At 67.8% G+C, this 13,905-nt stretch carries 12 protein-coding genes; 10 read left to right on the forward strand and 2 right to left on the reverse strand.

Annotation, left to right across the window (positions count from 1 at the left end; all coding sequences use genetic code 11):
• Positions 1-12: 12 nt before the first annotated feature.
• Genes PW843_05475 through PW843_05490 form a run of 4 tightly spaced genes read left to right on the forward strand, consistent with a single transcriptional unit; the run spans position 13 to position 4,882 of the window.
• Positions 13-1,098: a nucleoside hydrolase gene (locus PW843_05475; protein MDE1146061.1), complete on the forward strand. Its 1,086-nt coding sequence runs from the start codon at positions 13-15 to the stop codon at positions 1,096-1,098.
• On the forward strand, positions 1,095-2,414 hold the full coding sequence (locus PW843_05480; GenBank protein ID MDE1146062.1) for an NCS2 family permease: 1,320 nt from the start codon (positions 1,095-1,097) through the stop codon (positions 2,412-2,414). Before PW843_05475 ends, PW843_05480 begins: the two co-directional genes overlap by 4 nt.
• 30 nt (positions 2,415-2,444) lie before the next feature.
• Complete coding sequence (locus PW843_05485; GenBank protein ID MDE1146063.1) at positions 2,445-3,569, forward strand: adenosine deaminase; 1,125 nt, start codon at positions 2,445-2,447, stop codon at positions 3,567-3,569.
• Entirely contained in the window at positions 3,566-4,882 is a 1,317-nt protein-coding gene (locus PW843_05490; GenBank protein ID MDE1146064.1) for an MmgE/PrpD family protein, read from the forward strand. The genes PW843_05485 and PW843_05490 overlap by 4 nt, the downstream gene beginning before the upstream one ends.
• A 21-nt stretch (positions 4,883-4,903) precedes the next feature.
• On the opposite strand, the gene PW843_05495 is transcribed toward PW843_05490, so the two are convergent.
• Together PW843_05495 and PW843_05500 are read right to left on the reverse strand one after the other, a co-directional pair.
• Positions 4,904-5,575 carry a phospholipid methyltransferase gene (locus PW843_05495; GenBank protein ID MDE1146065.1) on the reverse strand — a complete coding sequence of 224 codons (672 nt, stop codon included), beginning with the start codon at positions 5,573-5,575 and terminating at the stop codon, positions 4,904-4,906.
• Between the two features lie 383 nt (positions 5,576-5,958).
• Positions 5,959-7,842, reverse strand: coding sequence for an ABC-F family ATP-binding cassette domain-containing protein (locus PW843_05500; GenBank protein ID MDE1146066.1), 1,884 nt, complete (start codon positions 7,840-7,842; stop codon positions 5,959-5,961).
• Positions 7,843-8,011: 169 nt separating this feature from the next.
• Here PW843_05500 and PW843_05505 point away from each other — a divergent pair, with 169 nt between their 5' ends.
• The 6 genes from PW843_05505 to preA all read left to right on the forward strand — a co-directional run bounded on the left by PW843_05505 (position 8,012) and on the right by preA (position 13,904).
• Complete coding sequence (locus PW843_05505; GenBank protein ID MDE1146067.1) at positions 8,012-8,329, forward strand: nucleotidyltransferase domain-containing protein; 318 nt, start codon at positions 8,012-8,014, stop codon at positions 8,327-8,329.
• Between the two features lie 78 nt (positions 8,330-8,407).
• Positions 8,408-8,773, forward strand: coding sequence for a hypothetical protein (locus PW843_05510; GenBank protein ID MDE1146068.1), 366 nt, complete (start codon positions 8,408-8,410; stop codon positions 8,771-8,773).
• 266 nt (positions 8,774-9,039) lie between these two features.
• Entirely contained in the window at positions 9,040-9,462 is a 423-nt protein-coding gene (gene ndk, locus PW843_05515; protein MDE1146069.1) for a nucleoside-diphosphate kinase, read from the forward strand.
• A gap of 403 nt (positions 9,463-9,865) precedes the next feature.
• Entirely contained in the window at positions 9,866-11,161 is a 1,296-nt protein-coding gene (locus PW843_05520; GenBank protein MDE1146070.1) for an aspartate aminotransferase family protein, read from the forward strand.
• 134 nt (positions 11,162-11,295) lie between these two features.
• Complete coding sequence (locus PW843_05525) at positions 11,296-12,600, forward strand: NAD(P)-dependent oxidoreductase (protein ID MDE1146071.1); 1,305 nt, start codon at positions 11,296-11,298, stop codon at positions 12,598-12,600.
• A 17-nt stretch (positions 12,601-12,617) separates the two neighbouring features.
• Positions 12,618-13,904 (forward strand): NAD-dependent dihydropyrimidine dehydrogenase subunit PreA, encoded by a 1,287-nt coding sequence (gene preA, locus PW843_05530; GenBank protein ID MDE1146072.1) that lies wholly within the window; start codon positions 12,618-12,620, stop codon positions 13,902-13,904.
• The last annotated feature ends 1 nt before the right edge of the window (position 13,905 follow it).

Here is a 13,905-nt window from a genome sequence, read left to right on the forward strand (position 1 = left end):
GAGAAAGCACCGATGAACGTCGCCCGTGTCGCCTTGGCCGCCGCACTCGCCTGTTGGCTGGGGGCGGCGGCGCCCGCCACCGCTGCGGAACCGGCTTCGGAAAAGGTCCGCGTCTATTTCGACAACGATTTCCTGGGGCCGGGCCAAAGCAACATCCAGGCGATGATTCCCCTGCTGCGCGACCCCCGGGTCGAGCTGCTGGGGGTGGGCGTGGTCACCGGTGACGCCTGGATGCAGGAGGAAACGCAGCACCTGCTGCGTTTCCTGGAGATCGTCGGGCGGCCGGAGGTTCCGGTCGCCAAGGGGGCGGAGATGCCCCTGATCCGCACCCAAGGTGAGATGCGGGCGTGGGAACAGCGCTATGGTGCGGTTCCCTGGAAGGGCGCCTGGAACCCGGTGCGTCCCGGCCGCACCTACCACCCCGATGATCCAGCACTGGTACCGCCGATGCCGGAGGGAGAGCCGCGCATCACGGCGGTGGCGGAGGATGCGGCCCACCTGCTGATCCGGCTGGTGCGCGCCCATCCGGGGGAAATCACGGTCATCACCGCCGGCCCCCTGACCAACATCGCCCTGGCCGTGCGCCTGGCGCCCGACCTGCCGTCCCTGGCCAAGGAGATCGTGATTGAGGGCGGCGGGCTGGACATGGCGGTGGCCCGCGTCACCGGCAACACCGACTACGCCACCGACTTCAACTTCCTGTTCGATCCGGAGGCGGCGCACATCGTGCTGACCGCGCCCTGGAAGCGCATCACCCTGCTGGGCAACGTCACCGGCAGCGTGAAGGTGACGCCGGAGTTGGTGGCCCAGGTCGCCAGTGCCGGTACGCCCCTGGCCCGCTATTTCCATGACTACGCCAAGGTCGGCCAGCCCCTGTGGGATGAGATGACCACCGCCGTCGCCATCGACCGGTCGCTGGCGACCGAGGAACTGGTGGCGCGCATGGATGTCGACCTGCTGCCGGGGCCGGACTACGGCAACGCCCAGATCTGGAAGGACGAGTTCGCGCCCCACCAGGGAGAGCAGACCGTGCACGTGGTGCAGAAGGTGGACATTCCCCGCTTCCTGGCGACCTTCACGGCGGAGGCCCGCAAATGAAGGCGCTGCTCGACCGCCGTTTTCGCCTGGCGGAGCGCGGCACCAGCGTGGGGCGCGAGGGCGTGGCCGGCCTGACCTCCTTCATGGCGGCGGCCTACCTGATCGTGGTGATCCCGGCCCTGCTGTCCAGCGGCGGCATGGATCGCGGGGCCGCCACCGCCGCCGCCATCGTCATCATGGCGGTGGGCAGCCTGTTCATGGGCCTTTACGGCAACCTGCCTTTCATCGTCGGGCCAGGCCTCGGCGGTTCCGCCATCCTGGGCGTCACCCTGGCGCAGACGGAGCATATCCCCTGGCCGGTGGGGCTGGGCATCGCCCTGCTGTCGGGCGTGCTGTTCCTGGTGCTGACCGTCACGGGTGCCCGCAGCCTGGTGATGCGGCTGGTGCCCCCGCCCATTAAGCTGGGGCTGGGCGCCTCATTGGGCCTGTTCATCGCCCTGCTGGGCTGTCGTGATGCCGGCATGGTGGCGCTGAACACCAGAAGCGTCTCACTGGCCTTGGGCGATTTCAGCCAGCCCGGCCCCATCGTCACCCTGATCGGCCTGGGCGTGGCGGTGGCCTTGCAGGCGCGCAAGGTACCGGGCGCCATGCTGGCCGGCATCGCGGTGGCGACGCTGGCGGGCATCCCGCTGGGCCTGACCGTGCTGCCGTCGTCCCTCTTTTCATTGCCGCATTCGGTCCAGCCCATCTCCTTCCAGGTGGATCTGGCCGGCGCCTTCTCGTTGGCCGCCTTGCCTTATCTGTTCGCCTTTTTCGCGGGGGAGTTCTTTTCCACCCTGGGCACCACGCTGGCCGTGGGCGCCAAGGCCTCGCTGACGGATGAGCACGGCAATCTGCCGGGCATCGAACGGCCCTTCCTGGTGGATTCGGTGATGGCCACCATTGGGCCGCTGATCGGCATCCCATCCGGCACGGCGCTGGTGGAATCCGCCGCCGGGGTGGAGGCGGGCGGGCGCACCGGCCTGACCGCGTCGGCCGCCGCCCTGTGCTTCCTGGCCACCTTGCTGATCACGCCGCTGGTGATGGCCGTACCCCGGCAGGCGACGGCGCCGGCGCTGATCCTGACCGGCCTATCCATGTTCAGCACCATCCGCCACCTGGTGGCGGAGGAGGTGGCCGACCTGCTGCCGACCCTGGTGATGGTGCTGGTCACCCTGGTGGCCAACAATTTCGGCACCGGCATCGCCGCCGGCATCCTGGCCTATGTGCTGGTCCAGCTTCTCGCCGGACGGATACGCCGGGTCCCTGTCGGCCTTCTCATCCTGTCCATACCGCTCGGCTACTACTTCTATGTCGCCGCCACACGGCCGCACTAAGCCGCCGTCGCCGCTGATCACAGGCCTTTGATGATGATTCCCATTGCAGACACGCTTGCGACGGTGCCGCCGTCGCAAACCGGACGGACCGTCACCCGGGCGCAGCGTGCCTTCTTCCGCGCCATGCCCAAGGTGGAATTGCACTGCCACCTGCTGGGGGCGGTGCGGCCGCAGACCTTCGCCGACCTGGCGGCCAAACACGGCGCGCCGGTGACCGGGGCGGAGATCGACGGGTTCTACCGGCGCGGCGCCAAGCCGGTGGGGGTGCTGCACGTGCTGCGCGCCCTGGAAAGCCACCTGCTGCTGGAACCTGACGATTTCCGCCGCATCGCCTATGAATACCTGGCGGACGCGGCGGCGGAGAACGTGCGCCATGCGGAGTTCTTCTGGAACCCCACGGCCACCCTGCGCGACACGGACCTGCGCTACCCCGACATCCAGGTGGCCCTGGTGGCCGGCATTGAGCAGGCGGCCGCCGACCACGGCATCAGCGGCCTGCTGATCCCCTCCATCGACCGGGAGGCCGATCCGAGGGCGGCGGTGGAGATGGTGGAGTTGATGGCCGCCAGCCGCCACCCCCTGGTCCCCGGCATCGGCATCGACTATCGCGAGACCGAACGCCCGCCGGAGATGTTCGCCGACGCCTACGCCCTGGCCCGCCGGCATGGCCTGCGCCTGACCGCGCACGCCGGCGAATTCGGCACGTCCTGGCGCAATGTGGAAACCGTGGTGGAGCGCCTGGGCGTGGACCGGGTGGACCATGGCTACAGCATCGTCGACAACCCCGACCGCCTGCGCGACTACGCGGCGCGCGGCCTGGTGTTCACCGTGGTGCCGACCAATTCCTATTACCTGCGCACCTTGCCGCCGGAGCGCTGGGCGGCCGACCACCCCATCCGCCGCATGGCCGCACTGGGCCTGGCCATCCACCCCAACACCGACGATCCCACCCTGCACCGGGTCAGCCCGGCCGGCGCCTGGGAACTGATGTACAGCCATCTGGGCTTCGACATCGCCGACCTGCGCGCCATGATGTTGGCCGGCATCGACGGCAGTTGGGCGGGTGCCGAACAGCAGGCCGCCTGGCGCGCGGAATGGCCGGCGATCTTCGATACCCTGTCCGCCGGCCTGGGGTGGGAGCCCTCGGCCCTATGAGCGCCACCGCCGACGTCATCCGCCTTAGCCGCGCGGCGGCGGCCAACATCCCGGCGGAAACCGCGGCCATGGTCCGGCGCTGCGTCCTGGACTGGTTTGGTCTCGCCATCGCCGGTGCCGATGAGCCGGTGTGCCGCCTGCTTCGCCCCCTGGCCCTGGCGGAGGGCGCCCGCCCGGTGGCAACCCTGATCGGCACGGGTGAGGGCGTCAGCGCCCGCCAGGCTGCCTTCCTGAACGCCGTGGTCGGCCATGCGCTGGACTACGACGACGTGGCGCTGGTCATGCACGTCCATCCCACCACCGTGATCCTGCCGCCGCTGCTGGCCCTGGCGGAGGAACGGGGCCTGGGCGGCCGGGCGGTGATCGCGGCCTTCGTCGCGGGGTATGAGGCCGCCGGCATGATCGGCCGCTGGCTGGGCGCCGGGCCCTATGACCGGGGTTTCCACATGACCGGCACCCTGGGCGCGCTTGGCGCCGCCGCCGCCTGCGCCCACCTGCTGGGCTTGGATGAGGAGGCGACGGCGCGTGCCTACGGCCTGGCGGCGTCGCAGGCGGCCGGGCTGAAGGCGCAGTTCGGCACCATGGCCAAGCCCGTCCATGCCGGCCGCGCGGCGGAGGCGGGGCTGACCGCCGCCCTATGGGCGGAAGCCGGCGTCACCAGCCGCACCGATATCCTGGAGGCCCGCCAGGGCTACGCCGCCACCCAATCGGCCATCCCCACCGGCCCCATTCTCTGGGACGGCCATGAGGTGGACCGCAATTCCTTCAAGTACCACGCTTCCTGTTTCGGGACCCATGGCGCCATCGAGGCGATCCGGACCTTGCGGGCCGGCGGGGTGGAACCGGGGATGGTCACGCACCTGGATGTGATCGTGGATGCCGGCGCCGACCGGATGTGCAACATCGCCGCTCCCCGCACGGGCACGGAGGCGAAGTTCAGCCTGCGGTTCGTCGCGGCCCTGGCCCTGTCGGGGGCCGACACCGCCATGCCCGGGCTGTACACCGACGCGGCGACGGCCCGGCCGGACCTGGTCGCCCTGCGCGACCGGGTGGCGGTCGGTTTCGGCCCGGCGGATTGGCCGCCCGACCTGACGGAGGTGGCGGTGACCTTGGCCGACGGATCGCGGCGGTCCGCCCGGTGTGACACCAGCCTGATCCAGGCCGACGATGCCCGGCTGCGGGCCAAGTTCCATCACCTGGCGGCCCTGCTATCGGGGGACGGCGCGCGCCATCTCGCCGGGCGTGTCGATCAATTTGAAGCCGAAGACGATATCGGCGCGCTGTGCCGCCTGGCCGTGGCGGTGCGGGGCTGAACCCCCGCACCGGACGGCACGTCAGTCCCGCGTATAACCCCACACCGCCGCCGGCGGGATGTTGGACACTGCCCAGCCCAGGCGCTTGCCGGCCAGTTGCAGGGCCTGGCGGCGCAGGGGGGAGCGCAAGGAATAGGTGAAGGCCAGGAACTGCCTGCCTTCCGGCATGACGGCGTAGGCCTCATCCATGATCAGGCGCTGGGCCTCCATCGGGATCAGGATCATGGGGATGCCGCAGACGATGGTGCCCACCTTGCCCACCCATTGCGGCGGCAGCAGGGTGCGCACGTCCTTCACGTCGCCGCGCAGGACGGTGACGCCGGGGAACTTGGCCGTCATGTAGGCGTGCAGTTCCCGGTCCCGCTCGATCACGAACAGGCGCGACGCCGGGATGCCGGATTCCAGCAGGGCGCGGGTGATGGCGCCGGTGCCGCCGCCGTATTCCACGACGATCTCATCCGCCTCGCGCCGCACGTGGCGGCCCATCAGCCGGCCCAGCGCCGGGCCGGACGGGGTGATGGAGGCGATGGAGACGGGGTTGGCGGCCCAGCGGCGGAAGAACAGCCAGGCAGGATTCTCGTTCGCCGGGCTGTGCGGCCGGGGGCCGTGTCCGCGGGGATGGTTTCCCTTGGCGGTTCCCTTGCCGGCGAAGTCCTTGCCGTTCAGGGTCGTCTCGGCGCGATCAATGGGCATAGGTCAGGCGTTCCCCAGCATCGGCATTCCAGCAATGGCCGGCCCGCGTACGGGCGTGCGGCGCATCAGGTCGGTGACTAAGGGGCATCGGGCCCCCGAAACACTAAGGGTGCGGGCACGGAACATAGGGGCAGAGATGGCATGGGCCGTCCGGATTTGCAATGACGGCTGTGTTACATCCCCGTTTCGCTTAGGCAATTTCGGATTAGTCAGTGCGACGAAGAGTGTCACCCTGGGGTTCATCCGCCCTCAGTCGCCGGGCGCCGACATCCGTCGGCTTTGCTCATCCTCGCTTTCCAGTCCGCTACACTCCCCGGAAAGCTCCGGCGGCCCCGTCGGGGCCTACGGCGGCACGAGACAGGGTCTCGCGCCGTCGGCATTCCTTAATCGGCGGACGTCGCCTGTTCCAAGGCTTCCGACGCGGCCAGCCATTCCTCCTCGACCGTATCCAGCGTCTTCTGCACCTGGCCCATTTCCATCTGCAATTGGGTCACGGCGTCCGCCGGCCCCTGGTACAGGGCGGGATCGGCCAACTTCACGTCCAGCTTGGCCTTCTTGGCGTTCAGTTGCGCCAGGCGCTTTTCCGCATCCTCCACCTTGCGGCGCAGGGGGGCCAACTGCTGGCGCGTCTCGGCGGCGGCGCGGCGGCCGCCCTTGCGGTCGCGGTTGCCGCCACCGCCGGAGTCCCGGCCGCCGCTTTCGGCGCGGCGCTGGTCCATCAGTAGGGCGCGGTATTCATCCAGGTCGCCGTCGTAGGATTTGCAGGTGCCGTTGGCGACCAGCCACAACCGGTCGGCCGTCAGTTCCACCAGGTGGGGATCATGGCTGATCAGGATGACGGCGCCCTGGTAGCCGTTGATGGCCTCCACCAGCGCCTCGCGGCTGTCGATATCCAGATGGTTGGTCGGTTCGTCCAGCAGCAGGATGCTGGGGGCCTCCCGGCTCATCAGCGAGAACAGCAGGCGCGCCTTCTCACCGCCTGACAGGTCCTTGATCTGGGTTTCGGCCTTCAGCTTGGGGAAGCCGAAGCGGCCCAGATGGTTGCGCACCATCTGTTCCGTCGCGTTCTTCATGGCCGCCTGCATCTGCTGGATGGGCGTCCAGGTCATGGTCAGCTCTTCCGCCTGGTGCTGGGCGAAATAGCCGACCTTCAGCTTGGACGACCGCCGCATCTCCCCGCCCATGGCTTCCAGCCGGCCGGCCAGCAGCTTCACCAGCGTGGACTTGCCGTTGCCGTTGGCGCCCAGCAGGGCGATGCGGTCCTCAGGATCGATGCGCAGGTTCAGGTTGCGCAGGATGGGCTTGTCGCCATACCCCACCGTCACCTCGTCCATGTTGATCAGGGGCGGGGGCATGGGCTCGGGCGAGGGGAAGTCGAAGCGGGTGCGCTGGTCCTCCAGCACGGTGATGGCCGGGCCCAGCTTTTCCAGCGCCTTCAGGCGGCTCTGCGCCTGCTTGGCCTTGCTGGCCTTGGCGCGGAAGCGGTCCACGAAGTCCTGCATGTGCTTGCGCTGGGCTTCCTGCTTGACCGACTGGGCCTTCAGGTTCTCCATCTTGGCGGCGCGCACCCGCACGAACTGGTCATACCCACCGGCGTAGGAGGTCAGCTTCTGCTGGTCCAGGTGGATGGTGGTGGTGGGTACCTTGTTCAGCAGCTCACGATCATGGCTGATCAGCAGGATGGTGTGGGGATAGTTCTTGAGGTAGGCCTCAAGCCAGACCGTCGCTTCCAGGTCCAGATGGTTGGTCGGCTCATCCAGCAGCAGCAGGTCGGGCTGGGTGAACAGCACACCCGCCAGGGCTACGCGCATGCGCCAGCCGCCGGAGAAGTCGGAACAGGGCCGCTGTTGCGCCGCCGCGTCGAAGCCCAGGCCGGACAGGATCTGTGCCGCCCGTGCCTCGGCCGTGTGCGCCTCGATATCCGCCAGACGGGTATAGATTTCGGCGATGCGGTCCGGGTCGGTGGCGGTCTCCGCCTCCGCCATCAGGGACGTGCGCTCCGTATCCGCCGCCATCACCGTGTCCAGCAGGCTGGTCGCCCCGGCCGGCACCTCCTGCCGCACCATGCCCATACGCATGGTGCTGGGCCAGGTGATCTCCCCGCCATCGGGGTGCAACTCGCCCGCGATCAGCTTGAACAGGGTCGACTTGCCCGTGCCGTTGCGGCCGACCAGCGCCACCTTGTGCCCCTTGGGAATGGAGACGGTGGCTTGGTCCAGCAGGGTACGGCCGGCGATGCGGTAGGTGAGGTCATTGATGGTCAGCATGGCCGCCCTCATAGCATGAGGCGCGTCGGAAGGCACTGGGATGATACGCCGGGGGCGGTTGCGTATCTGGCAGCGCGATTCCCGCCGGATGACGGCCGGGTATTCGCCGCTCGGTCGTGGTATGGTCGGGGCGATATGATTACGCGATAAGGTGATAAGGTCGTTCGCGATGTTGCCGGCAGAGGATCCCGTCCTGGCCCGTTTCCGCACCGCCATCGATGAGATGTATGGCGACCGGATCGCTCGCGTCGTGCTTTTCGGTTCCCGTGCCCGCGGCGACGCCCGTACCGATTCCGACTATGACGTGGCGGTTTTCCTGAAGTCCCTCCCGGATCGTTGGACGGAACTGGACCGGTTGGCCGCCCTGCGGGTACGGATGATCGATACGACGGGTGCGTTCTTCGACGCCAAGCCCTATCCGGCGGCGGCCTATGAGGAGCGTACGCCGCTGATGCATGAAATCCGCCAGGATGGGATCACCTTATGACGCCGGAAGCTGGGCTGTTCCTGGCGAAGGCGCGTTCGATAGTGATCTGCGCGTGATGCGCGCGTGCGAAACGGAGCCATGACCATGTCGGGGAAACGATCCAGTCTTGAAGACTTGTCCCGGTGCAATAGCACCCAGGTGTGCAGCCGCTGGGTTGATATTGCACGGGAGGTCCAGGCCAAGGGCGGCGTGGCTATTATCCAGGGAGATCGGGTGGAGATGGTGCTGCTGTCGGCGGATGAATATAACCGACTGACCATGAGGGCCGACTTGAGGACCAGGGTCGATGTGACGGCCCAGCGGGCTATTCTGGACCGGCTGACTGCGCAATTCGATGCTGAATTGGCGGCTTTGCAGGAGCCAGGGGCGGCGGATCGGCTCGACGATATGTTGGCCTCCAAAGGCCAAGGCAGTGTGCGGGCGAAAGCGGGCCCGTCGTATTAAGCGCGGGGGAGCTCTTCTCGCCTGGACGTGCGCGACCGTGAAATTTTTGTGCCAGCGGCTGGTGATACGGCCGCCCTGGCGGCCATGCCCGATTGGGCCAAGCCCATTTATCAAGCGGCGCGCACGCTGGCGGGGCCTGCCGGAACGGTTTGACAGCCTTGCGGTTGTGGCGGGACAGCTCTAGCGAAGGGCGTTGCGGGCCTGCGTGCGCCCGTATATAACGCCGCCACTTTAGAGATTCCTTCCAAATCCCAGGAGATCCGGCCATGGCCGTCGAACAGACCTTCTCGATCATTAAGCCCGACGCCACCCGTCGCAACCTGACCGGCAAGATCAACGCCAAGTTCGAGGAAGCCGGCCTGCGCATCGTCGCGCAGAAGCGCGTCCAGCTGTCCAAGCAGCAGGCGGAGAAGTTCTACGAAGTGCACGCCGCCCGTCCGTTCTACGGCGAGCTGGTGGCCTTCATGATCTCCGGCCCGGTCGTGCTGCAGGTCCTGGAAGGTGAGAACGCCGTTCTCGCCAACCGTGAGATCATGGGCGCCACCAACCCGGCGAACGCCGCCGAGGGCACCATCCGCAAGGAATTCGCGGAATCGATCGAAGCCAACTCCGTCCACGGCTCCGACAGCCTGGAGAACGCCAAGATCGAGATCGGCTACTTCTTCTCCGGTTCCGAGATCGTCGGCTGATCGGCGGCTTATCGGTGACGATGTAAAAGCGGCCCGGGGGCGACCTCGGGCCGCTTTTGTTTTGCGCGCGCGCCGGGGCTGGGAACGGCCGGCGGCAGGTGCGGACGGGGGCTTGAGAGGGCTGGAAAGACTGTGGTTTTGCCGCTAAATTGGGCAGGTCGATGGCCTGGCGCCTAATTGCGCATTTTTCTGACCATTTGGTCAAAAAAATCCTGACCAAACGGACAAATCATGTCACTCTCCATCCCATAAGTTTCGGGCCCATGCGTATTGGGGTGCCCGGCGGCAACGCGCCGGGCCTGATGGGAGAGCGGCTTTGGCACAGCGTCATGACGGTTTCGGCGTCATTCCCTCCACGACTTTCGCGCCGGCCGATGGCCGCGGCAGCGGCGTCCCGAACAACATGGATGCCTTCTGGATGCCGTTCACGGCGAACCGCCAGTTCAAGAAGGCGCCGCGCCTGCTGGTGTCCGCCAAGGACATGCACTACACCACCGACGAGGGACGCCAGATCCTGGACGGCACCGCCGGCCTGTGGTGCGTGAACGCCGGCCATTGCCGGCCTGAAATCGTGAAGGCGGTGCAGGCCCAGGTGGCGGAGATGGACTACGCCCCCGCCTTCCAGATGGGACATCCCGGCGCGTTCGAGCTGGCCGCCCAGTTGGCCGCCATGCTGCCCACCGGCATGGACAAGGTATTCTTCACCAACTCCGGCTCCGAATCCGTGGACACGGCGCTGAAGGTGGCGCTGGCCTACCACCGCGCTCGGGGGGAGGGGACGCGCACCCGCTTCATCGGCCGCGAACGTGGTTATCATGGCGTGGGTTTCGGTGGCATCTCCGTCGGCGGCATCCCCACCAACCGCAAGTTCTTCGGCCCCATGCTGGCCGGCGTCGATCATCTGCCGCACACCCATGACAAGGCGCAGCAGGCCTTCACCAAGGGGCAGCCGGAGTGGGGCGCCCATCTGGCCGACGATCTGGAACGCATCGTCGCCTTGCACGACGCCTCCACCATCGCCGCCGTGATCGTGGAGCCGCTGGCGGGTTCGACCGGCGTGCTGGTGCCGCCCAAGGGCTATCTGGAAAAGCTGCGGGCCATCTGCGACCGCCACGGCATCCTGCTGATCTTCGATGAGGTCATCACCGGGTTCGGCCGCCTGGGCGCGCCCTTCGCCACCGACTTCTTCGGCGTGGTGCCGGACATCATCACGGCGGCCAAGGGCCTGACCAACGCCACCGTCCCTATGGGCGCGGTGTTCTTCAAGAACGACATCTACGACGCCTTCATGGGCGGGCCGGAGAACGCGATCGAGCTGTTCCACGGCTACACCTATTCCGGCCATCCGCTGGCCACCGCCGCCGGCCTGGCCACCTTGCAGGTCTACCGTGACGAGGGTCTGCTGACCCGCGGTGCGGAACTGGCGTCGTACTGGGAGGACGCGGTGCACAGCCTGCGCGGCCTGCCGCACGTCATCGACCTGCGCAATCTGGGCCTGATCGCCGGCATCGAGCTGGAACCCATCGCGGGCAAGCCGACGGCGCGGGCGTTCGACGCCTTCCTGCGCGCCTTCGAGAAGGGACTGCTGATCCGCACCACCGGCGACATCATCGCGCTGTCGCCGCCGCTGATCATCGAGAAAAGCCACATTGACCAGATCTTCGGAACCCTGGCCGACGTGCTGCGCGAACTGCCGTGACGACCCACCACCCACGGGCATGGGTGGTGGCAAGATTGCAAAAATAAAATCAACAGCCTAAGTACGCCTACCGCTAGGAACAGGACCGCCGGGGTGCACGACCACCCCGGCGGTGGCAAAGACGGGAGCAGTAGATGAGTGCCGTTCATGGCGCGGTCCTTGGCCTGGACCGGGACCTGGTTGCGCCGTTCACCGCCTTGCAGGCGATGGCCGAGAGCAGCCGTTGCCTTTATTGTTACGAGGCCGCCTGCGTGACGGCCTGTCCCACGTCCATCGACATTCCGGGCTTCATCCGCAAGATCGGCACCGGCAATGTGAAGGGGGCGGCGCGCACCATCCTGGATGCCAACATCATGGGCGGCACCTGCGCCCGCGCCTGCCCGACGGAGGTGCTGTGCGAACAGGCCTGCGTGCGCAACAAGGCGGAGGCCGAGCCGGTGCTGATCGGCCGGCTGCAGCGCTACGCCACCGACGTGCTGTTCAAGGCGGGCGTCCAGCCCTTCGCCCGCCAAGCGCCCACCGGCAAGCGGGTGGGCGTCGTCGGCGCCGGCCCGGCGGGCCTGGCCTGCGCCCATCGCCTGGCCATGCTGGGCCATGAGGTCACGGTGCTGGAGGCCCGCGCCAAGGCCGGCGGCCTGAACGAATACGGCCTGGCCGCCTACAAGATGGTGGACGATTTCGCCCAGCGCGAGATCGACTTCATCCTGTCCGTCGGTGGCATCACGGTGAAGACCGGCGTGGCGCTCGGCCGCGACGTGACCCTGGCGGAACTGCGCCAGGACTATGACGCCGTGTTCCTGGGGGTGGGCCTGGCTGGCACCAACACTCTGGCGGTTGCCGGTGAGGAGTTTGCCGGCGTGGCCGATGCGGTGGATGTGATTGCGGCCCTGCGCCAGAAAGAGGCGCCATCGGTGCCCTTGGCCGGCCGGCGCGTGGTGGTCATCGGTGGCGGTAACACCGCCATCGACGCTGCCATCCAATCGCTGTGCGCCGGGGCGTCCGAGGTCACCCTGGCCTACCGTCGCGGCACGGCCGAGATGGGCGCCACCGGGCATGAGCAGGACCTGGCCCGCACCCAGGGCGTGGTGTTGCGCACCTGGCTGGCCCCGCGCGAAATCCTGGGCGAGGGCGGTGCCGTCACCGGCATCGCCCTGGAGCGCATGGCGCTGACGGCTGGCCGGCTCACCGGCACCGGCGAGACGATGACCATCCCCTGCGACGTGGTGCTGAAGGCCGTGGGCCAGAAGCTGGCGCCCGGCGGCCTGGACGGGCTGACCCTGGTGGGCGGGCGCATCCAGGTGGATGAGAGCCTGGCCACGGGCCTGCCCGGCGTTTATGCCGGCGGCGACTGCATCAAGAGCGGCGAGGATCTGACCGTGCAGTCCGTGGCGGACGGCAAGGCCGCGGCCTTCGCCATCGACGCCTACCTCAAGTCCTGAACGGGGAGGGACGACCCATGGCCGATCTCAGCACCACCATCGCCGGCATCAAATCCCCCAACCCGTTCTGGCTGGCCTCCGCCCCGCCGACGGACAAGGAATACAACGTCGTCCGGGCCTTCAAGGCCGGCTGGGGCGGCGTGGTGTGGAAGACCCTGGGCGAGGATCCGCCCGTGGTCAACGTCTCCAGCCGCTATGGCGCCCTGCTGGATGCCAACCGCACCATGATCGGCTTCAACAATATCGAGCTGATCACCGACCGCCCGCTGGAGGTCAACCTGCGGGAGATCGCTGCCGTGAAGAAGGCGTGGCCCGACCGGGCCGTCGTCGTCTCCCTCATGGCGGTGATGACCGAGGAGGCGTGGGCCGGCCTGGCCCGGCGCATCGCGCCCACCGGTGCCGACGGCATCGAGCTGAACTTCGGCTGTCCCCACGGCATGTGCGAACGCGGCATGGGCTCCGCCATCGGCCAGGTGCCGGAAATGGTGGAGCAGGTGACCCGCTGGGTGAAGAACGCCACCCGCCTGCCGGTGATCGTGAAGCTGACGCCCAACATCACCAACGTGCTGTGGTCGGCGGAGGCCGCCAAGCGCGGTGGGGCTGACGCCGTGTCGCTGATCAACACCATCAATTCCATCGCGTCGGTGGATCTGGACGCCATGGCGCCCACGCCCACCGTGGGCGGCAAGGGCACGCACGGCGGCTATTGCGGCCCGGCGGTGAAGCCCATCGCCCTGAACATGGTGGCGGAGATCGCGCGCAACGCCGACACCCACGGCCTGCCCATCTCCGGCATCGGCGGCATCGGCAATTGGCGGGACGCGGCGGAGTTCATCGCGCTGGGCTGCGGCAGCGTTCAGGTGTGCACCGCCGCCATGGTCTACGGCTTCCGCGTCGTGGAGGACATGATCGACGGCCTCTCCTCCTGGATGGATGAGAAGGGCTACCGCACCGTGGAGGATTTCCGGGGGCGCGCCGTGGGCAACGTCGTCAACTGGAACGACCTGAACATGAACTTCGTCACCAAGGCGAAGATCGACAAGGAACTCTGCATCGATTGCGGCCGCTGCCACATCGCGTGCGAGGACACCTCCCACCAGGCCATCCGCATCTTGGCGGGCGTAGGCAAGCGCCTGTTCGAGGTGGTGGATGAGGAATGCGTGGGCTGCAACCTGTGCGCCCATGTCTGCCCGGTGCCGGACTGCATCACCATGCATGAGCAGGCCAACAACCTGCCCTATATGACCTGGCCGGAACACCCGCAAAACCCCGCCCGTATCCTGCCGCCCAAAGCCGCCGAATAAG

The organism is Azospirillaceae bacterium, from assembly GCA_028283825.1.
GTDB lineage: Bacteria > Pseudomonadota > Alphaproteobacteria > Azospirillales > Azospirillaceae > Nitrospirillum.

Bases quoted from the DNA above. Each gene is read 5' to 3' on its own strand.
- PW843_05505 (MDE1146067.1), top strand. From the start codon at position 8,012: ATGTTGCCGGCAGAGGATCCCGTCCTGGCCCGTTTCCGCACCGCCATC.
- PW843_05525 (MDE1146071.1), top strand. From the start codon at position 11,296: ATGAGTGCCGTTCATGGCGCGGTCCTTGGCCTGGACCGGGACCTGGTT.
- PW843_05510 (MDE1146068.1), top strand. From the start codon at position 8,408: ATGACCATGTCGGGGAAACGATCCAGTCTTGAAGACTTGTCCCGGTGC.
- preA (MDE1146072.1), top strand. From the start codon at position 12,618: ATGGCCGATCTCAGCACCACCATCGCCGGCATCAAATCCCCCAACCCG.
- PW843_05475 (MDE1146061.1), top strand. From the start codon at position 13: ATGAACGTCGCCCGTGTCGCCTTGGCCGCCGCACTCGCCTGTTGGCTG.
- ndk (MDE1146069.1), top strand. From the start codon at position 9,040: ATGGCCGTCGAACAGACCTTCTCGATCATTAAGCCCGACGCCACCCGT.
- PW843_05490 (MDE1146064.1), top strand. From the start codon at position 3,566: ATGAGCGCCACCGCCGACGTCATCCGCCTTAGCCGCGCGGCGGCGGCC.
- PW843_05495 (MDE1146065.1), bottom strand. From the start codon at position 5,575: ATGCCCATTGATCGCGCCGAGACGACCCTGAACGGCAAGGACTTCGCC.
- PW843_05520 (MDE1146070.1), top strand. From the start codon at position 9,866: ATGGATGCCTTCTGGATGCCGTTCACGGCGAACCGCCAGTTCAAGAAG.
- PW843_05500 (MDE1146066.1), bottom strand. From the start codon at position 7,842: ATGCTGACCATCAATGACCTCACCTACCGCATCGCCGGCCGTACCCTG.
- PW843_05485 (MDE1146063.1), top strand. From the start codon at position 2,445: ATGATGATTCCCATTGCAGACACGCTTGCGACGGTGCCGCCGTCGCAA.
- PW843_05480 (MDE1146062.1), top strand. From the start codon at position 1,095: ATGAAGGCGCTGCTCGACCGCCGTTTTCGCCTGGCGGAGCGCGGCACC.